General features: G+C 38.9%; 11 protein-coding genes and 1 pseudogene. 6 read left to right on the top strand and 6 right to left on the bottom strand.

The window, feature by feature from the left end:
• Nucleotides 1–61: 61 nt before the first annotated feature.
• The 4 genes from OCI93_RS20160 (at nt 62) to OCI93_RS20145 (ending at nt 4,563) form a co-directional block, all read left to right on the top strand.
• The gene (locus tag OCI93_RS20160) at nt 62–1,264 is read left to right on the top strand and encodes a cytochrome P450 (protein ID WP_261595392.1); all 1,203 of its coding nucleotides are present in this window, start codon (nt 62–64) and stop codon (nt 1,262–1,264) included.
• Nucleotides 1,265–2,149: 885 nt separating this feature from the next.
• Nucleotides 2,150–3,025, top strand: coding sequence for a glycosyltransferase (locus OCI93_RS20155; protein ID WP_261595391.1), 876 nt, complete (start codon nt 2,150–2,152; stop codon nt 3,023–3,025).
• Nucleotides 3,019–3,681 (top strand): polysaccharide deacetylase family protein, encoded by a 663-nt coding sequence (locus tag OCI93_RS20150; protein ID WP_261595390.1) that lies wholly within the window; start codon nt 3,019–3,021, stop codon nt 3,679–3,681. The genes OCI93_RS20155 and OCI93_RS20150 overlap by 7 nt, the downstream gene beginning before the upstream one ends.
• A 21-nt stretch (nt 3,682–3,702) precedes the next feature.
• On the top strand, nt 3,703–4,563 hold the full coding sequence (locus OCI93_RS20145) for a hypothetical protein (protein ID WP_261595389.1): 861 nt from the start codon (nt 3,703–3,705) through the stop codon (nt 4,561–4,563).
• Between the two features lie 518 nt (nt 4,564–5,081).
• Here the strand turns inward: OCI93_RS20145 and OCI93_RS20140 are convergent.
• Entirely contained in the window at nt 5,082–5,234 is a 153-nt protein-coding gene (locus OCI93_RS20140; RefSeq protein ID WP_261627166.1) for a hypothetical protein, read from the bottom strand.
• Nucleotides 5,235–5,370: 136 nt separating this feature from the next.
• On the opposite strand from OCI93_RS20140, the pseudogene OCI93_RS20135 reads away from it, so the two are divergent.
• Nucleotides 5,371–5,466 (top strand): annotated as a pseudogene (locus OCI93_RS20135) (IS5/IS1182 family transposase); the annotation flags it as partial.
• 1,312 nt (nt 5,467–6,778) lie between these two features.
• Nucleotides 6,779–7,717 (top strand): tyrosine-type recombinase/integrase, encoded by a 939-nt coding sequence (locus OCI93_RS20130; protein WP_261595388.1) that lies wholly within the window; start codon nt 6,779–6,781, stop codon nt 7,715–7,717.
• A 67-nt stretch (nt 7,718–7,784) separates the two neighbouring features.
• Here the strand turns inward: OCI93_RS20130 and OCI93_RS20125 are convergent, their stop codons facing one another.
• From OCI93_RS20125 to OCI93_RS20105, 5 genes are all read right to left on the bottom strand, one after another.
• On the bottom strand, nt 7,785–9,176 hold the full coding sequence (locus OCI93_RS20125; RefSeq protein WP_261627163.1) for an amidase: 1,392 nt from the start codon (nt 9,174–9,176) through the stop codon (nt 7,785–7,787).
• Between the two features lie 49 nt (nt 9,177–9,225).
• Nucleotides 9,226–12,543 (bottom strand): tetratricopeptide repeat protein, encoded by a 3,318-nt coding sequence (locus OCI93_RS20120; protein WP_261627162.1) that lies wholly within the window; start codon nt 12,541–12,543, stop codon nt 9,226–9,228.
• A 273-nt stretch (nt 12,544–12,816) separates the two neighbouring features.
• Nucleotides 12,817–13,557 (bottom strand): polyketide synthase, encoded by a 741-nt coding sequence (locus tag OCI93_RS20115; RefSeq protein WP_261627161.1) that lies wholly within the window; start codon nt 13,555–13,557, stop codon nt 12,817–12,819.
• 31 nt (nt 13,558–13,588) lie between these two features.
• On the bottom strand, nt 13,589–13,831 hold the full coding sequence (locus OCI93_RS20110; RefSeq protein ID WP_261595384.1) for a phosphopantetheine-binding protein: 243 nt from the start codon (nt 13,829–13,831) through the stop codon (nt 13,589–13,591).
• Nucleotides 13,832–13,847: 16 nt separating this feature from the next.
• Nucleotides 13,848–20,630 (bottom strand): type I polyketide synthase, encoded by a 6,783-nt coding sequence (locus OCI93_RS20105; protein WP_261627158.1) that lies wholly within the window; start codon nt 20,628–20,630, stop codon nt 13,848–13,850.
• Nucleotides 20,631–20,728: the final 98 nt, after the last annotated feature.

The following is a 20,728-nucleotide window of genomic DNA, read 5'->3' as shown; positions in this document are numbered from 1 at the left end:
TGACGATGATATATAAAGATGAATAATATTAAGAAGCTAACCAATAAGTTGTATTATATTTATGATGAAATTATCACAAGAAAAGAACCGTGTTTTCATGGAAACTCAGGCGATTTACAACAGATATAAGATGTTTCGAGAAAAAATGCCTGTTTATCCCTTTAAAACTCCAAATGGAGAAGTGATCTACTTTGTTTCAAAATATGAAGACGTTGTTCAAGCAATGAAAGACAAGCGTCTGTCTAAAGTGAATCCCAACACATTGGGTAAGGATATGCTTATAAAAAAGTATCCATTTACGAAGAAATTTGACAGACGTATTCAAGACTTAGATCCACCAGAGCATACTCGACTAAGGAAAATGGTCAGCAGTATGTTTCAAGGTAAGGGTATAAAAGATATAGAAAGTGACATAAGAAAGACGGTTGTTGAGTTATTAAATGATCTGCCGAATAAAAATAGTGTCGATATTGTTCAACATTTTTGTATCCCTTTTCCGATCATTGTCATTTCAAAAATTCTTGGTTTTCCAGCGAATGACTTTGAACAGATCTCTGAATGGTCGCATGCTATGGCACCTTTGCTGGACGGAAGCTTAGGGAATGGTGCTATTGCAGGGTTTAAGGCATTTGAAGAACTGACAGTGTATTTAGAATGGTTGATAGAAGAAAAGAGAAAGAATCCAGCAAACGATTTAACTTCATTATTAGTTAACGTAAATGGTGAGCAATCTCTTACTGAGAATGAGATTTTCTCAATGGTGGAAATTGTCATGAATGCTGCTCATATGACAACTTCAAACTTGCTCAGTAACGGCCTATTTTTGTTGCTAACCCACCCTGAAGCCTATGAACGTTTAACATGGGATAGTGCGTTATTACCCGATGCGATTGAAGAAATGCTGAGGTTTGAATCTCCAGTGCAAGCTATTGACTACTACACTAAAGAGCCCATTGAAATTGCAGGAAGGCGGATAGAAAAAGACAAACATTTAGCCCTGCTAATTGGCTCTGCCAATCGTGATGAAGCTATTTTTGAACATCCAGAAGTATTCGACATTACTCGCTCTCATAATAAGCATATTACTTTTGGAGGTGGTATTCATCTTTGCTTAGGTGCCCTGTTAGCTAGAACAGAAGCAAAGATTGCATTTGATGTGCTACTAACGCGCTATCCAAAAATGAGGATTATAGGTCCACAACCGAGTTATAGAGATGGTTATAATCTTCGCGGCATTTCCAATCTACACGTTTCTCTTTATTAACATCAGGATACCAAACCCGAAGCGGATTGGCCTCGGGTTAATAGTTAAGATATCTTAGGTGGGTAGTTTTTAAAAATTTGTGTCACTTTAGTAATATTAGTATAAAGCAGTGGCACATGATTAAGCGATAAGCAATGTGCTCTACAAATGCCACTTCGTCAGGTTGAGGAGGAATCCATCTCATTGCTTACGTTTAAACTGCCGAATGTAGATTTTTAAGATCCCTTCTTTGCCATCGTATCCCAGCGTCTGAATTTCGCGTAATAAAACCGTAGCGGGGATCCAATAAGGCTTAGCAGCCTCAATTCGTTCTCGAAAGTAAGGTTCAAAGGGTCTAGCTTTGAAGGCCGAGCAGACCTAGGGCCATAGTTAGGTGTTCGAGCAATATTTCGCAAATAACAACGAACAGTAGTGCGAGCGATACTGAGTTGACGGCTAATGGATCGAATACTGTGTTCTTGTTGATGTAGTACATGAATATCCACTAGTGACTCCTGATTTAGCATTGCATCTTAATCACCGTTAGACGCTTACATTTTAAAGGTTGAAATAGTATTTATTTTGTATTTATATAATAATTTATTATTTTAAGTGATGATTGTTAATGTTTTTCAGATTCTTATTTTGTATGGTTAAGGTGGTTTTTTTGATTTATTGTTTCATTTAAATCAATTGTCAGTCCATTTTCAAGTTGGCTTTTTATTTTTTAATTTATGTGGCATGAATTTATTGCATGTTAATGTTTTTATGGTAAATAGATTAATTGCTTTAATTTTTGTTTTTTATATGTTTTATATTCGTTCCCTTTTCTGATTACTTTATTATAATGTTTATATTGGGTTTATTAATTTCATATATGATTATGATTTTCATATGGAGAAGGAAATGAGGTTACAAAGTATTTCAATCGTTATACCAACCTATAACTCTATGCTTTTGTTAAAAGAAACGTTGGACTCGTTGCTACTTCAAACGTTAAATAGAGAAAGGTTTGAGGTAATTGTGGTAGATGACGGGTCTTCAGACGGTACAAAACAAATTGTTGATCAGTTTAGAAAACTTTTAGATATAAGTTATTACTATATAGAAGATAAAGGGTTTAGGGTTTCTTCTGGAAGAAATCTTGGGCTCCATTTCGCAAAATACCCAATCACACTATTTTTAGATAGTGGCATGATCGCGAATAAAGAGATGTTGTTCTCGCACTTAAATGAACACTTGTTCAATAATAAAAAAGTAGCTATCGGAATGTCGTATGGTGTAGAAGAGTTTTCTTTAGTTAATGCTCAAGCACTCAATAATATTTTATTGAGTAATGGTTTAAACGAATCCTTTAATAAGCTCAAAGATATACCTAAACTGTACGATTGTCGATATTCAACCGTACAGAGTATAGGGTTTGACTTAAGCGTGTCATCTGCGCCATGGGTTATTTGTTGGGGAGGGAATGTTTCGGCTAGAACCAGCTTTTTACGGCAAGTTGGCGGTTTCGATGAGTGGTTTAACTCGTGGGGTGGAGAAGATGTAGATTTAGGGATCCGATTATTTAAAAATCATGGACAGTTTGTTGTTTTGAAAGAACAATGCGCAATACACAAGCCACATCCTAAATTTGAAGAAAAGAACAAGATAACCTCTAGAAAAAATATCGATTATATAGTTAGAAAATATACAGATCCGATGGTTTCATTACTTACTTGCCATGACTGGAAAAGTATTATTGAATTAAGTGTTGAAAGGGAGATATTAGTTTCTTGTTAGATGAAAAACCATGCGCTAGCATATTAAAAATAAATAATTACGCTAAGTTTAGACAATATATAAATAGAGGTATTATTCTTGGTGGAGTAAATGAAAAAGGTGCCTGTATTACTTTTGACGATGGACCGTCAATTTATAGTTTTTCAATGTTAAATATTTTAAGAAGGCACAATGTAAAAGCGACATTTTTTATGCTTGGAGAGAAAATAATTAGTAACATTGATGTTGTTCGAGAAGTATTAAACGATGGACATGATATTGCAGTTCACGGGATGCACCATATTCCAGTCACAAATCTTGATGACAATATATTTATGAAGTCAATTGATATATTTGAAGGGTTATGTGAAGAACACAATATTCAATATAAAAAGGCTTTTAGACCGCCGTTTGGTGAAATAGATGAGCAAAAACTTAAGCTTTTGATGCAAAGAGGTTATAAAGTTATTCTCTGGTCATTTGATTCACTAGATTGGCAACGTAATTCTATGCAGATGATAACTGAAATCTCGTCACTTGATGACTTTAATCATACATATCTTTTTCATGATGGTGCCATTACCCCTGGGTCTAGGTTGGAAACGATGAAAGCGTTAGAACATCTTATTTTGACATGTGAAAATAACGACTGTGATTTTGTAAAAAGCAAGTGGTAACAATAAATAAGGATTGGAAAATTGAGGGAAGTCAGTGTTGAAAAAGTTTATATTGAAGACTTAGAATGTTTTAAAAACCTGTTTTACGACAACTTATCATATATACCTTGGGGTGATTACGTAAAGATGTTTACTGTGCGTGACCCAAATATAGAGGATAAGTTTGTTGGTATAGGGCTAAAAAAGAACGACGTTTGGGTTGGCTTTGTTGGCATGATACGAGCTATGAGGTGGTTAAATGGTACTAAGGTTGCTACGGCAAACATGACGACATTTGTGATAGAGGAAAAGAGTAGGCAAGATGGTTGGCAATTTTTCATGGCAATGAGTGAATTTTCTGATTTGATTTTGACAGCGCTGTCTCCAATGCCAATTACCGTTAAATTGTTGTCAATGTTTAATTCTGGTGCTGTACAATCACGTCACTTCCAATTGATAGAAACCCAAGCTCCTTATGACTATTTCTGCGGTGTCGTTAATGATGATAGTGCATTGCATAGTATTTTAAGAGGGGAAGAATTAGATATATACAATTATCATAAAGGTGGGAAGTGTATTAATATGCTTTTCAGAAATAACTATGAACACTGTTATGTTATTCTAAAAGTTAATAATATTGAAGAGCAGAATTATATGGAAGTGATTTATTTTTCAAATGAATCATTCTTTGTGAAAAGTATTTCAGCTATATATCATATAGTATCTGATTTATATGTTTTTGATGGGTTAGTTATAGATGAGTTTGATGCACCAGAAATAATGAAAAGTTCAGCTAAAAAAATAGCTATGAAAGAACCAAGAATGATTTTCGGTGAACAGTCAAAAAATAAAAAATTCCCATTTATGTGTTTATATTCTGAGAGAATGTTTCTAGATATCTAAAATACTTCTCAAAAAGCGACTAGGTTACTATCGTTATTCATGAGATAGAGGGGTGTAATTTCGTTTTTCATATAGAACACATCATACTATAATTTAATGAGCTAGATGAACTAATTACCAAATAGCTGAGAAAATGGCCAATTTTTGAATTCCCCCCTAAAGCTGGTTAATATCTAATCAAAAATGAGTGTTAACGGTGAAACAGTTTGGGATGTACATGGGCTTATCGAGCATTGGTCACTTACATTTTACTTAAAAATAAATCCAGCAAGAAGTAATTTGTCGTTTTGCCTCCATACTAATACACAGGAACCTTTCACAAATCACTCACTGATTTTTCAGACAGTTTACTACAGCTAAGGTTATCTTGGCTGGTGTGTGTGAACGCTCTTTTGCTAAAATAACGCGCCACTTTCATAATCAAATTCATAAAAAGGTGAAAACCATGGGTAATAGCGGTGTTTTTCAAGGTAGTTATCGCCTGAGTTGTTAAGCTGCATCTTTTTTGCTCTCTGGGTTTAACTCCACATTACTGATTTCATACCAATTTCTAATGTTCTTTGACCGGCGCTTAGGGTGCTTTTTTTTGCTTCGCTATATAGCTCACTGCGCTTTGCCAGTATCGCTATATAGCTCACTGCGCTTTGCCAGTATCGCTTTATCTTCACCATTGGGCGTTGTTTCCTAAATAATTGAACTTCTTTGATTTGGTGTGATCAGATCATTAAATGTTTTAACCCATGCTTTGAAATGAAGGAGAAAATTAGGAATTGGTCACAGCACAATCGTGCTTGAGTTCAACGCGGTAACATCAATATTTGGCTAAGTGATAGCGCCATCTCAAAGTGGCAGAATACCGAAAAACATGGTGGCCGTGGTCATTCAAATTACTTTTCAGACTGAGCAGTTGAAACCTGTTTAACCTTAAGGGCCGTATTCCATTTGTCACTCATAGCTGTTTATGCAAACGCAGCAAAACACTTGGTGTGCAATATAGAAAGCGCGCAGGCAAAGGTTTCATAGATATCGTAAGTGTACGGAAATGGTGAATGGCATGCGAGAAAACGCCGTGCGAATAAGCGTCGAACTTGGCGAAAATTGCACTTGATTTTCAGGGTAATGCTTCACTCATAACTAACTTACCGCTCCCTGTTTTATTTTTATGAAAAACTGAGGCGATAATTATCCTGACACAGGGGGGTAGTAAATCTCAATATTTGTATATGCAAATATATATGTGTAAATGATTTTTTATCTTAAAGTATGATTAGTATTTTCTTAGGGAAGCTTTACGTACCAGTAGCACTTTAACAATTAGAAATATACTATTCCAGATTAATGCAGCGGTGAGTCACGTATATCAACATTTTTTATCATCGAAATACTTAGACTTGATATAGTTATAATCGACTTTAACGTTAGAAAACGTAAAGTTAAGCACTATAGGCCGTGATCTGAAATAACCTAATAGTAGAATAAATATATTTGTGTTTCAGTTTATCTTAGCGTATTAATTAACTTCAGTGTTTCTTTATCTATAGAGAAGTAGTCTCTCTATCTGCTCGGCTAAAGTTTGGTAATGCTTAAAGCTCATTAATTTCAGACAGTGTGAGAATTTGAGTGCGTTTTGTTAGTTGAGCAGCAATGATGAAGCCTTTAAAATTATTTTTTGATAATCATAACTCAAATAAGTGATTAAATAACAACCTTAATGCCGATTTCGAGGGGATGGGCACAAAACCCCTAATAGTGGCTGAAATAAAGCAGTAGCCCACCTTCAAGCAGTCGTGTTCAGGGTATGGTGGTGGTTGGCCGTAACCCATTCGGTGGCGGTCGAAATAATACCCTGTAAACGAGTAGAAAATAAATCTCGGCTCAGCAAATGATCAACTTTATGATCTAAGTGGTTTTTGGCGTCTTGATTACGCCTTACTCTTTTAGATCGCGATTTTGCCAACCTGCACTTCTCTACATAGAAACGGTATAAATAACTTAAGTTTACCCCTGACACTTTATAATTGCAGCCTATTTAACATAATGTAATTTATTACATAAATGGACCTTTACGTTAGTAATAAAAGAGCAAATAGGCTATAGTTATGCGGCAAGTGAATGTGTCATTATGTTAAGGGTAAATGCTGTGAGTCGCAGATTATCAAAAGTGTTAAAAATGCCTCCCGTGCCTAGCGATGAACTGAGTACTAGAAACTCAACTATGAAAGATATAATCATCAAAGATCAAAGCTGCCCAGTTTATGCTTATATCAATTCGCTTCATGAACCAAGGTCTCAACAAACTGCACGGCGCGCATTGATGGCTATTGCAAAGCATTTAGGAGTTGATAGTATTTATCAGATATGTTGGAGCAAGTTTGATAGAAATCAACTGAATAGTTTATTGACATTACTAAGAAAAAGGGACCTTTCTCCAGATACTATATCCTTGTATTTGTCAGTTATCAAAAGGGTTGTGATGGAGGCATTTCTATTAGGCCAAATAAATCCGTTACAGTACGAAAGGATTAAAAGTATAAAAAGGCCATCTGGTTCTCGAGTTAAAACCCATCACCTATTAGATCGTGATGGGTTTACAAAACTACTTAATACGATATCAAACTGGCCACAAGCAAAGCAAACTAGTATCCGTGATCAAGCTATATTTCATTTACTAGTTGGTTGTGGCTTACGCCGTTTTGAGATTTCTGAATTACATATTGAGCAAATACAACAAGATACAAAGCACCTTAAGTTTATCGGTAAAGGTAACAAGGAAAGATTAGTTAAATTACATGATTTAACATTCTTAGCTCTAAAGAAGTGGGTAGATATCCATCCTTATAAAACGGGGCCTCTTTTTGTTAGGCTTACAAAAGCAGGAACTGCTTATGGAAAAATATCTGATACTATTAAGACAGGTATTTCAGGCCATGCTATTTATAATTTATGCAAGAAATATCATTTGTTAAGACAAGAAGCTTATACTCCGCCCCATACATTACGTCGTTCTTACGCGACTTGGTTGTATAACAATGGTGTAGACCTAAAAAAACTAGCAGCTTTACTGGGCCATTCATCGATTAAGACCACAGAAATATATATCCTGGAAGAACAAGATAGCATTGATACAGAAGTAGTTACTAAATTATTTATATAAAATTTGTTTCAGGATTACATTAATTATCAAATTTGTATGATGTGTTCTTTTGATATGAAGTGTAACATCACTTTTTCGGTATTCTCTTGCGCCAAGGAAATGATTGCTCGAGTAAATACGCAAGCTCAAACAATAATTGATCATGTCCTTTATCTGCTGAAAATTGCATACCTATTGGTAATCCATTTGCAGCTTGGTGAAGTGGTACTGACATCGCTGCACCACCTGAAATATTTAACAAAGATGTATACGCTGATATATTTTTTACCATATCAACAGTGTGAGAAAAATCACTCACCGGTGATAACTCCCCTATTTTGTAAGGCAACATAGGTAATGTTGGACTTAGCAATACATCATATTCTTTAAAGTAGTCGTCAAAAATACACTTAACCGATTGAAATGATGGTTTTTTAGCCTGAACCTGTGGGTTTTTCTCATACCAGTGTATTAATTCTTTGGTGTACGGCTCCAGCAGCAAAGATTCTTTGGAGACTCTTAAACTAGTGGCCATTATATTAGCAATATTTGCCACAGTTTCAGCAGCGACGTACATAAATGCATCGCAAATCGCCTGACTATCTATGTTGTGCGAAAAATCTACGTATTCAACGCGATGACCTAAACTTCTGCACATCTGAGCAGTTTGCTCCAATGCATATGATATTTCTTGGTCAACTTCCACATTCAAATAATTTGACTGAAACAGCGCAATTCTTAAACTTCGGTAAGGTTTAGCTGCTGATAAAGGGATCGACTGATATCCATTTTGCGTCACATTTAAAAACATAGCGCTATCTCGTACCGAATGGCTGACACAGTGATGTATCATGAGCTCAGAGAGATTACTTTGATGCATCGTAGCAGAAACGCATCTGCCAACGCTTGGTTTAAAACCGAATAAGCCGCATACAGAAGCAGGTAAACGTATCGATCCCCCAACATCATTAGCATGTGCAAGTGGCATCATGCCCGCTGAGACAGCAGCTGCGGCTCCGCCAGATGAACCCGATGCCGAATAATCAAGATTCCAAGGGTTTTTAGTTACACCCATCAGTAAACTCTCAGTGCTTGGCAAAATGGAGAATTCAGATACACTTGATTTACCAATAAATATAAAACCTGCCTGTTCAAGCCTAGTAATATAATCGCTGCGTTCGACTCCAACATTGTTTAAAAACAATCGCGAGCCATAAGTGAGTGGCATACCAGGTACAGAGGTGTTGTCTTTTATCAATAAGGGTAAACCGTGAAAAGGTCTAGACCTATTATTTTGAGACGTTATTTTCTTTGCCTGATCACGCGCTTTTTCAAAATCAAAGTAAGACAATGCTCTAATAGAAGGTTCAACTTTTTCGATCCGTGAGATTGTTGCATCCATCAACTCTAGAGGAGTCAGGTATCTATTTTTTAATAGTTCGACCTGGCCTAGGCCATCCAAATCAAGTACTTCTGACATAATTTAAACCTTCTATTATTACAGGCTGGCTAAGCCAGCCTTGATTCTTCTAGTTTTGTTGTATTTGTTTTACTATGGTATCCATCATGTCTTTGTCTGTGTGCTCTGATAGCAATTGCTCAAATGCGGCCTGCCCTAAGTCTGTTTTTATTAATGCAAGACGGGATGCAACAATTGTTTGCATCTGTGTTTGGCCACTTTGAATCGCTTTTTGCCAAATATCCAAATACACTTTGATCGCAGTCGCATGTTCTCCTTCTTGAATAGCAATCTCTCCTTGAATCCACATCACATCTTCATGAAACAAATCAGATTGATACTTATGAATAAAATAATCGAGTAGCTTCTTTGCCTTATTAAGGTCTTTGCGGTTAAGGCGAGCATAGATTATTTCTATAACTTGGTTCTCTTTCAGGCCCTTAGGTGCATTATCGTAAGGAATATCGTTAATGATTTGCTCCTCACAATTCTCAACATCCTCAAACTGCTCAACTTCTCCAAAGTATCGGCAGAGTGATTTCAATTGAGTGATCACATACATCCAAGATTGGTGATTTTTATAAACTTTAATACCTGCATTCGCAAGCTCGATACATATTAACCAATTTTGTTGTGTTAGGTAAAAACCTTCAACCACTCTCAATGCTTTGTGAAATATAAGTAATGCTTGTTCATCCACTGAGTCTAAGCTGTTTAGATAACGATACCAAGTGTCAATATAGGCTTTAAAATTTGATTGTTCGTGAGGTAACTCTTTAGCCTTAATCGCCAAGGCAGCAAGGTCCAAAAATGCCAGTTTTTCTTGTACCGTACAGTCGCTTTCTGCGTCTTGTAATTTTGAGCGGGAAAGTAAGTCAAATGCCCATGTATGTAGATCATGTTCTAATTTTACTTGTGACATTAGGTTTTCAAACAGCACAATAATACTAACAAAATTTTGGTAGTTTTTAGCAAACCACAAACGCTCAAAGTGAGCTACGAAACAACGCCTATTGAGCATTAAGTTATATAATAATGCTTCATTTTGGTTTTTTATAAGGTGACTGCATAGTATACGTAACCCTTCACACACCACCTGGCTAAATGCGAGCTGCACCGTCTCATTCAATAGCTCCGAGCCAAAATCTTGTTCCGCTAATTTTAGGATTAAGCCTCTTTGACGATTTTCTATTTGACGACCAAAGGTGTGGCGTTTAACAAACCCCGCTTCATGCCATCGAGAAAATATAGCTTCGATATCTGGATCCGCACTCACACCTAGCATTTCGCAAAGTGTAGCAGCAGGTGCAAAAGCACGCTCTTTGTTTGCTGCGATAGCGAAAACTTCTAGTAACAACCATTCTGACTCAGCAAACAAAGCTAGAAGTTTCTTATCAGCCATAGGTAACTGTTGCCATTGCCATGCGCTATACTGTGCAGATATTTTAATATTTTTTTCAAAATCAATGTGTTGAATTACATCACTATTTAGTAGTTGTACTTCATGATCGAGCAATTTTGTTGCCATACGAGAAGCAATAAACAAATTATCTGGCGCAATGTCCAACCATTGTGAGACCTTCATATCTATTGAGTTACATTCAGCATTGTCCTCAGGCAACTTGCCACTATTGCGTATTGTCATATTTATTAAGCGGCGTAATTCACTTTGCTGCAAATGTACTATGTCAATCTCACCGCAGTCAGCCCCAGCCTCGAAGACAGTCAAGCGACTATTAGCACCGCTACATATTATGGCTTGTCCTAATTCAACCAGCTCATCAATAAATAATTTGAGCTGTGTAAATTGGGTGTCTAATTCATCCAAGTTATCAAACACAAAAAGGTTGCAGCTCTTTTTTAAAGCATTGAGCACATCATTATCTTGCCCTGATTTTACATCAAGCTCTGGAGCCAACATCTGCAATATCGTTGCTCTGTCATAAAACTCTAAATCGTAATTTAGATAAAACCCGTTTGTAATCTGCTTTGACTGAAGCAAGAAATAACAGGCTTGGTGCATAACGGTCGTTCTTCCTGTACCTGAATGGCCATTGATGCAGATCAGGTGTTTACCATCTTTGATCGCTGTTAATATCTGCGCTACACTTCTTTGGTTTATCGCTTTATCTGTTTCTCTAACTAGAGATTGATCAAAACCATGCATCATACTCAAAATCGCTTGTAGCATCTGCGATTGATCAACAGCCGCAGAGCTTTGTGGCACAACGAAATAAGTTAATTCTTGCGCTGTATAATGGACTAATAATGGCCAACTTACTATGGGACAGGGTAGTAATCTATCTGGATTATATGTCAAATGCTGTTGGAGGTATTTTCTACACTCAACCACTGCTTGGGCAAAACTTAAGCCTTGTGTTAAGCAGTGGTAGAATGCGGTGATAACATCCTTACTTACTATACCGTCAACACATTCATTTATTGCGAGCAAATTGTAGATACCGCATTCACACGCTGCGTTGGCTAACTGCTCTATATATAATTTCAAGTTATCGTTATCAACCAATGCTGAAGAACGTGGATCGAATATAATTGCTGTTATGCCATGACGTTGTAGGTGATTGAATAAATCATCCGCCAAAACTCGCTGCTTTTCATTGCCCAACGCTAAACCACATTCTGTTGGAAGTAATCCACCTTCAACGAGCACAAGGTGAAATTCACTCTTTTTCTTAGCTAAGAAATCACGCACTTGGTCTGCAGAATCAACTATAAGGTGTTCACTACTTATTGCACCTTCCATGCATACAGTTTCATATGCCAGCGGTAATGCGCACGCACTATAGTCTTCACTTTCAAACACCGATGATAAAGTTAAATGCAGTACATTCATTGGCTGAATTGGAGTAGGGGGGGTATCTGCAGCCTCTAGAGCCTGCACTTCCTTTGGCACGGCTGCCGGCACTTGCAGACCTAAGTGTAATGCTGGCATTTCCTCTTGGCCATAGAAAACTCGAGGCCTACGCACAAAAGATTTACACACCGATGAAAGTATATATTCCGTGCCAGGTAAAATAATGTTTTCCCAATACTCATCAAAAAGCTGGGCATGTGTCGACTCTATTATAATATCAAGATGGTTGTAATGCTCTTCTATCAGACTGGTAATTTTGTAAATTTCATCATCGTCATCTAGAAATACATTTCCCAGTGATGTTCCTAATGAAATAATCTTTTGCGTGATCCCGTCTGGATTGGAATTTTGATTTATATTATTGAAATAACTACTTATAACTTTTCTGCTACTAGGGCTAAACGGAGAAGATATGTACTCACCCTCAACTTGGGTTTCATTGCCGTCGTTATCTAACAAAGAAATTCTTATTTTATTTTTCTCAGACGGACTATCAAATATCTTTAATTTCATACAAATCTCAAACTTCAAATTTCATAAAAACAAAAGGAAACACCCTTTCAAGAAGCAACTATATTAATAAAAATATGATGTTACAACTTACCGAATGCACAGAGGTATTCACTCAAACCGAATACCAATTTATACAAGGCAGCTTCTCATAAATTTATTTTTTCGCCGCCCCCCATTCTGGCATACTTTCACTCGGGTGTTAAATCAGGGTACAAGTAGACAGTTGATTATGCGTAAAAAGGTACCTCATTTAGGTATTTTCTAACACTCAGCTCATAAGGGTAGGGATATTTTAGAAGCTACGCTCTGTTTATAAAGCGTTTGTTCATGCATGTGTAATTCATTGTCAATAGCCTGAGATAGTTCAGCTTCTAAGTCACGGTTTAACCCAGATTTAAGCGTGATAAGGGCGTGACGTGAGGATTTTGCCAAATTCCCAGCGAATTTCATGGCATCATCAAGTACGTTTTCTTTATCGACAACGTTAACGCCAGCACCTCGTTGTTTTAGTTCAAGACCGTAGTAATTTTTAGCACCATACAACATTTCATGGCCTAGAGTGTAACCCATTTTTTTAGGTAGGATATATGTCGATCCAAAACCTGGTGTAAAGTCATATTTCATAAAATTGGCACTATAGATACTTTGCTCAGCCATGAAGATAAAATCGCAATATAGCCCCAGTGCTAACCCAGCTCCCAATGCATGTCCTTGCATTGCAGAAATTATTGGTAGTTTACAGTTTAGCACTAGCTCAAATACACATTCCTTATTAAACACGGCCTGACGCTGAGAAACTCTATTTGCAATCTCATTAACATCCCCACCACAGCAAAAATAATTGTCATACCCACAGAGGACAATAACAGATACATCAGAGTTGCTCCCTAACTGAGACAGTGTATCTGTTAAAGCAACTATCAATCTTTCCGACAATTGGTTCTTCTTTTCTCTATCAACCATTGTTATCAAAGCAACATGACCTGTTATTTCAACATCAATAATACTTTCCATAATTAGCCTCTTCAGAAGAACCAAACGATGATTAGGCGACTTTACTATGAACAAAACCCGCCAATTCACCAAGATTACGCAAGCCATGTAGCTCAACCAATGGAATTTTGAGCTGATAATGTGATAACAACAAAATAACTATTTCAGATCTTTCTACTGAGTTTATCCCCAGATCAGACATGCTATCTGCCTCGATCAAACCATCGATATTGACATCCGGTGCTACTTCAGAAATTAACCCTTTTATTGTATCGAATACGTTTTTCTTTTCCATATTTACCTCTGTGTTATTAATGAAAGTCGAAGAAGTCGACTAGCTCTTCTTCATACTCATTATTCTTTTCTTTTAATTCTGCGTTAGCATTATATAAATTTTTTGTACCTTCATCTATTACATTGTGAATCCAGTAACGACTCTTATTAAATTTAATCTTCGGTTTCCTTGGTTCCATGGTGCCAGTACACCGGTTCGGTATGCCTGCATTACTTACAATTAAGTGAGCATTACATCCTCCCAAACCAAATGAACTTATCCCGGCTCTCAATACGTGGCTATCGTCCAACCAAGGTTGATGCGCTTGCACCACATACAAACCGGAATCCGAAAAGTTAAACCTTGGATTGGGCTTTTTACAATGCAGTGTTGGAGGCAACTCTTTATTTGTAATAGATAGCAACACCTTTATAAGGCTAGCAGCACCAGCGGCACTCAGTAGGTGACCAATATTTGATTTAACACTGCCAACTCCACAACGTGGTGCTGTTTTTTCACGTATGCCCAATGTTGCATTTAAAGCCTTTAATTCAAGTGGATCGCCAATTTGTGTACCTGTGCCATGTGTTTCAACATAACTAATTGTGGAAGCATCAACATCAGCATCTGCAATGGCCAGTTCAAGCAACTGCTTTTGTGCATCAGGGTTAGGGGTCGTGATCCCCATCGTATTACCGTCATTGTTAATAGCAGAGCCTTCGATCACTGCGTAAATTTTATTACCATCATCAATAGCTCTGCTGAGGCGTTTCAATATAACCACGCCGCAACCTTCGCCGAGTGCAATGCCGTTGGCGCTCTCATCAAATGTTTTGCATCGTCCATCAGGAGAAAGTACCTTCGCAGCACCGAGTGTTAAAAATGGAGTTGAATCAAGCAACACATCTACGCCCCCTGCAACTGCAATTTCAGACTCGCCTGATTTAATACTTTGTACGGCAAGGTGAACTGCTGTCAAAGCACTAGAACACGCAGTATCAACTACCATATTCGGACCACGTAAATCATACACATGAGCCAAATAGTTTGAGATAAAGTTTTGTGCTGTTCCTGCAAGCCCAGTAGTGACACCATACTGTGCGGCGTGATAGGCAAAAGGCCCTGTTCTTGCGCCAGCGTAAACTCCAACACGGCGTCCTCTAAGCTTTTCGCGATCATATCCGGCATCATTCAAAGCAACCGCACTGACTTCTAACCACTGACGAATGAGCGGATCAATTTGCACCACGTCTTCAGATTTAAGGTTAAAGTACTGGGCATCAAAATATTCAATATCATCCATGAATGCGCCCCACATTGGGCCATCATACCCCTGAGTTTTATACAAAGCTTGCCTATTTACAGGCACGTTTGTGACACAATCTTTACCCGCCTTTAGGTTCTCCCAAAATGACTTAGCGTCGTTGGCACCTGGAAAGTGACATCCGAGTCCGATCACCGCTACATGTTCCTCTTTATCTACACCTGTTCGTTTGGCTGGGAGCTCAGCAGAGACTGGATTACCACCGTTGCTAGGTTTAGAGGATGGACTATTAGCAGCCGCAAGGGGCTGTAGGTTATCGAGAAGCGTTGCACAGTGCTTTGGAAAAGTACTCACAATATAATGTGTTAAACGTTCCAATGATGCATGCTCAATGATGATCCCAGGATCCAAAGAGGCTCCCAGTTCAGCTTCCATACGATTAATAAATTGTGCAATCAATATTGAATCAACGCCCACTTCCTGAAAGCTGGTGTCAGGCTCAAGTATATCTTGCTCAACCTGTAATTCTTGCGAAAATAGCTCCGTTAGCCATGCGAGTATACTCTTTTCAATATGTGACAAGCTAAAGAGTGTATCATTCTGCCTAGTCCCTAATGGCGACTTATCTTTATGAGATAATACGGGTCGCTCATTTGCTAGATTCTGTTGCCATACGCGCTCATCAATTAATACCGGAGCATATACACCTCTAGCATCTTGGTGAATGATCTTAGCCACTGCATCATCAAAAAATGCTAGTCCATCATCATCATTCAAGGCCACAAGTCCAGATTCTTTAAAGCGCTGTGATTGTGATTTTGCCATACCACTTTGTGACCAACTTGACCATTGAATACTCATCATAGGCATAGTCCTAGCAGCCACTTTGACTATTTGGTCCATATAATAATTGGCCATTGCATAATCCAGTTGACCAACTGAAAGTTCGGGTAGCAAAGCCGATATAGAGGAGTAACAAACCACAAACTGTAGGGGCTGATTTTGCACCTCTTTTAATAACACTTTGAGCCCCTGAACTTTTGGTTCCAAAACAGTTTTTACGGTTGCAGGTGTTTTACGAATAAATGCTGGCGTATGAAAATCAACATTTCCGGCACAGTGAACGACACCCGATATTTCTCCCATTGAGGCAATGACTTTATCCAACAATTCACGAACTTGCACGCGCTCAGAAAGTGTTGCTGAATAAACTTGGACTTCTGCACCTAACCTTTCAAGTGTTTGAACAGATTTTATTTTTTCACTTAATTTATCTGAGTGAGTTGCAATATAATGCTGCCATTGAGTTTTATCTGGGAATACATCTCGACCAGTCAGCACCAGCTTTTTAACGCCATGCTTTTCTATACAATGCTTAGCACACAAATAACCCAAGCCGCTGGTACCACCGGTTATCAATAACACTTTATTCTCAGGTAACACCCAAGTGTCTGTCTTGTTAAACTCTATCTGTTGAGGTTCTAAAGAAGCAACGTAGCGCCGCGTCTTTCGGTAGGCTACTACGTTATCAGGCTGCTGTTGAGCAAACTCATCCCTTAACAGCTCAAAAAGAGTAATATCGCTTAACTGCGAGTCTATATCTACCGTCCAACTAGTCACACCTTGATACTCTGCCTGCAACATCGTATAGAGTGATGCTTGCATAGAACCTGTTTCTGTGACCTTATCGTGAACATCTAACTGGTGCGTCATTTCGGTAAGTGCCATCATGCGCAATCCTGGTTTATGATTTTCTCTAACGATAGACTGAACATGTTCAAACCAAACAAACTCATCCGTCATCGTTTTCGAGCATCCACACACATCAATAACGTGTTGATAGCGTCGGTTCTCTGTAATACTTAGGTTTTGGTCATCAACCTCCAGCACTTGCGACGCATCAAATTGCTGCGCTATTTTATGCGCCAACTCTCGAGTATCAGAAGTCGCCAAAATAAGAATGTTACTGATCGTATGCTTTTCTTCTGTTAGTACAAGGGCTTTTTCATACCAGTTGTAACGTAAATTTACGGGTTTAGCACTTTCTTGCTCTATCGTCTTGTTGCTCAGAGCTGGTATTGTTTTGGTAGCCTGATTAACCGAAGGGGTGCCTAATTTCGTATACCAACAACGACGCTTATCAAATGGATAGAGCGGCAAGTTTAGTTTCTGGGGACTCAGCTGTGGTGCGTAATTGTGTTGCCATTCAACTTTTCCCCCTTGAAGCCAATGTCGCTGCTGTTTAATTAGGCGTTGATGCGCGTCTAACCCGGCATATATTTGCTCTTCTAAACATTGGTTTCGCATGGACTTATCTGCTGTACCTAGTGCCCAATCAGCATCATTTCCAGCAATAAAAGCAGACAAGGTATCAATGCATGATTTTACTGAATCAGCCACAAATGCTAAGCGCTCAAGCATAGCTTCCCTACCGCATTGCAGGGTATATGCAATATCCAGCAGGCGTATCTGAGTGTTTAATGATTCAGTTTGTAATGCTGCAAGTAAGTCTTTTGCCTTTTGATGTAAAGCATCGTGTGTTTTAGCTGATAATACAATACTATATTCGCCATTCTGAGGAGACTCAGGTTGTTTGCTGGTATACTCTTCTATCACCAAATGTGCGTTTGAGCCACCTGCACCAAACGCTGAGATCCCAGCTCTTCTTGGCATATCCTGCGCTTCAGATGAGTTCATCCTAGGCCATTCATGCGCTGTTTGAGGCACCTTAAAAGGTAACTCAGCAAAGTTAATGTTTGGATTGAGCGCGTTTGAATGGAGCGAAGGCACAATGGTTGCGTGTTTCATTTGTAGCAAGACTTTTGTCAGTCCAGCAATGCCCGCTGCACTTTCACAGTGACCAATATTCGATTTGACCGACCCTAGCATAAACGTTTGCTGCCCATTCGCACCAAAGACTTTGCGTAATGCTTCTACTTCTATCGGATCTCCCAGTGAAGTTCCTGTTCCATGCGCTTCAATATAGCTTATCGTAGCAACGTCTACATTGGCATTTTCATAGGCTTGACGTATCACTTGCGCTTGTGCCAAAGGGTCTGGTACTGAATAACCATTTGCACGACCACCATGGTTGATAGCACTCCCTTTTATGATTGCATGTATCGCATCATTGTCCGCAATCGCTTTTGTTAAAGGCTTGAGCACTACGGCACCCACACCTTCGCCGGGTACGTAACCATCACCGCCTTCACCAAAACTACGACATCCAGGTTGTGATGCAGCAAACCCGCCTTGCGCTAATAGCAAAAACTTATTTGGGTGCAGTGATAAATTAACCCCCCCAGCAATAGCGGCATTGCACTCATTACTACGAATGCTTTGGCATGCCAAATGTATCGTCGTTAATGATGATGAGCACATAGAATCAATCGCTAAACTTGGTCCCATTAGGTTAAAGTAAAACGATACTCTATTTGCAATGGCGCTTGGATTACCGGGTAATACAAAACTGAAATCCGGTGTAACTTGCCCATAAAGCTGATATTCTTCATACATAACACCAACATAAACCCCAATCGTCCCTTGCTGATTAAATGTCATTGGGTTATAACCAGCGTCTTCCAGCGCATGATAGGCGGTCTGTAAAAAGAGCCGCTCTTGCGGGTCAATACCATTTGCCTCACGTGGTGATATATTGAAAAACAGAGGATCGAACTTATCGAAGTCATCAATAAACCCACCCCACTTAGCATATGTTTTACCTATTACCCGCTTATCACTATGATAATAATCTTCGTGGGACCACCTAGACTGAGGAACAGAGCGAATACTATCCACCCCATGTAGTAAATTTTGCCAAAACTCCGTTAACCCGCTGGCACCAGGGTATTGCCCTGCAATACCAATAATGGCGATATCTTGGCTAGCACTAACACTCGTTTCATGCTCTGAAATTTCATGCCTGATTGCGACGCTATTATCAGAAAAAATTGACTGTTCTTGACTTACTTTTGGGTAAGAGCGCACAGGATCTCGCGCCACTTCAGCTTGTGTTGTTTTCTGCCATGTATCCAGTGTATCAGCATAATGCTCCACAAAGTATTCGGATAACTGTTCGATACTCTTGTATTCAAAGAATAAAGTTTTTGGTAATGAACCAAATTTTTCTTCTAATTCGGATGTCATTTTTAACATAATTACTGAGTCTATACCGAATTGCTCAAATTCATCATCAGACGCAATTCGATCCGCAGCCATACCGATATGTTTACCTAAGATATTTGCTAACAACGAACGTAAGGATTCTACAGGGCTGGATATGTCATCTGGCATATGCGAAATATTTACCTTGTCATTTAGACCCGGTGAAATATGTCTAGCTTGGATGTATTGCAGCATTTTGGATGGAGTATCAAACTCGAGTAGTTGATTCAGTTCAAGGACTATTTCGAACTGCAACTGTATCTGCTCAACCAACCAAGACAGCTTTAATTGATCGCAACCTAACTCTTGCCAGCTACTGTCAAATTCAAGTTCTTTCGCCTCGACATCAAGCAATGTACACAATAATGTACTTATCATCGTTCTATCGTCTGAAGGCTGTTCGATTTTAAACTGACGATGCTCTACAAGCACACTTTTTTGATTCGTAGCAAGTGCGGTGTAGAACGCTTTGATTCCTGAATCGGTAGGCATCGCAACTAACCCAAGCTTGCCCATTGTTAGTTTCAGCGTCTCGCTATCCACCGTCATACCACCGTCTTGCCACAATGGCCAAGCAATTGACATACTAACCCCATGCCCTTCGCCCGCTGCCACTGCCTGTGTTCGCTGATGCATATAACCATCCATATACGCATTCGCTGCCGCATAATCTCCCTGCCCTGCGTTACCCAAAACACCTGCCATTGATGAGAATGCTATAAATAATTCTAAATCACATTCCCTCGTTAACTTATCCAGATTCTCTAACCCCGATACTTTCGCCCTTAATACCGATACCACTTCATCTGGCTGTTTATTTATTAAGTAGTTGTCTTTTACTACACCTGCACTATGTAAAACTCCTTTTAGTTTTCCATGCCTTGTCTCTACTTCGTTGAGCACCTTCGCCAACCGCTCTCTATCACTTATATCTACTTGATAGTAATGAACCCGTCTCCGTTGCCCTGCAAACTCATCTTCCCACCCCAACCGCGCTTGCGAGCGACCCAATAGAATAACCTGTGATGTGCTATTGCTGTTTAGTATTTCTTTAGCAAATATCTGACCTAATCCACCCAAACCACCGCTTATCACATAACTACTTTCTGACTGCCATACTTGCTGTGCCGTTCGCCTTGCCTGTGCATCGCACTCCTGCCATGACAATACCTTTCTTTGCGTATCTTCATAACACACAACACTCTGTTGTGGTTCCGCTGTACTATTGTCCGCTAACGCCTTTAAACACGCCGTCAATTCTGTGTTGTGTATATCACTTAGACCGATTAGTTGGCAGTGTAAGTGCGGACTCTCCTGCATCACACTTCTTAACAATCCCGACAGCCCATACCAACCACTGTTCATCTTTGCTGCTGGTATCAGTACCTGCACCAACCCGGTTGCCTTTGTCGCTAGCAGTCTTTGTAACGTCTCTATGACTTCACATACCACCGTTTCATAGTCACCACCCGATAGCCCTAATACATTGA

It is taken from the genome of Pseudoalteromonas holothuriae (assembly GCF_945859825.1).
GTDB classification, from domain to species: Bacteria; Pseudomonadota; Gammaproteobacteria; order Enterobacterales; family Alteromonadaceae; genus Pseudoalteromonas; species Pseudoalteromonas holothuriae.
The sequence above is the reverse complement of the archived record's forward strand: the minus strand, read 5'-3'. Positions and strand labels throughout refer to the sequence as shown.

Excerpts from the sequence above, each read along its gene's own strand:
- OCI93_RS20115 (WP_261627161.1), bottom strand. The coding sequence starts at position 13,557 with ATGGAAAGTATTATTGATGTTGAAATAACAGGTCATGTTGCTTTGATA.
- OCI93_RS20160 (WP_261595392.1), top strand. The coding sequence starts at position 62 with ATGATGAAATTATCACAAGAAAAGAACCGTGTTTTCATGGAAACTCAG.
- OCI93_RS20130 (WP_261595388.1), top strand. The coding sequence starts at position 6,779 with ATGAAAGATATAATCATCAAAGATCAAAGCTGCCCAGTTTATGCTTAT.
- OCI93_RS20155 (WP_261595391.1), top strand. The coding sequence starts at position 2,150 with ATGAGGTTACAAAGTATTTCAATCGTTATACCAACCTATAACTCTATG.
- OCI93_RS20140 (WP_261627166.1), bottom strand. The coding sequence starts at position 5,234 with ATGGTGAAGATAAAGCGATACTGGCAAAGCGCAGTGAGCTATATAGCG.
- OCI93_RS20120 (WP_261627162.1), bottom strand. The coding sequence starts at position 12,543 with ATGAAATTAAAGATATTTGATAGTCCGTCTGAGAAAAATAAAATAAGA.
- OCI93_RS20110 (WP_261595384.1), bottom strand. The coding sequence starts at position 13,831 with ATGGAAAAGAAAAACGTATTCGATACAATAAAAGGGTTAATTTCTGAA.
- OCI93_RS20125 (WP_261627163.1), bottom strand. The coding sequence starts at position 9,176 with ATGTCAGAAGTACTTGATTTGGATGGCCTAGGCCAGGTCGAACTATTA.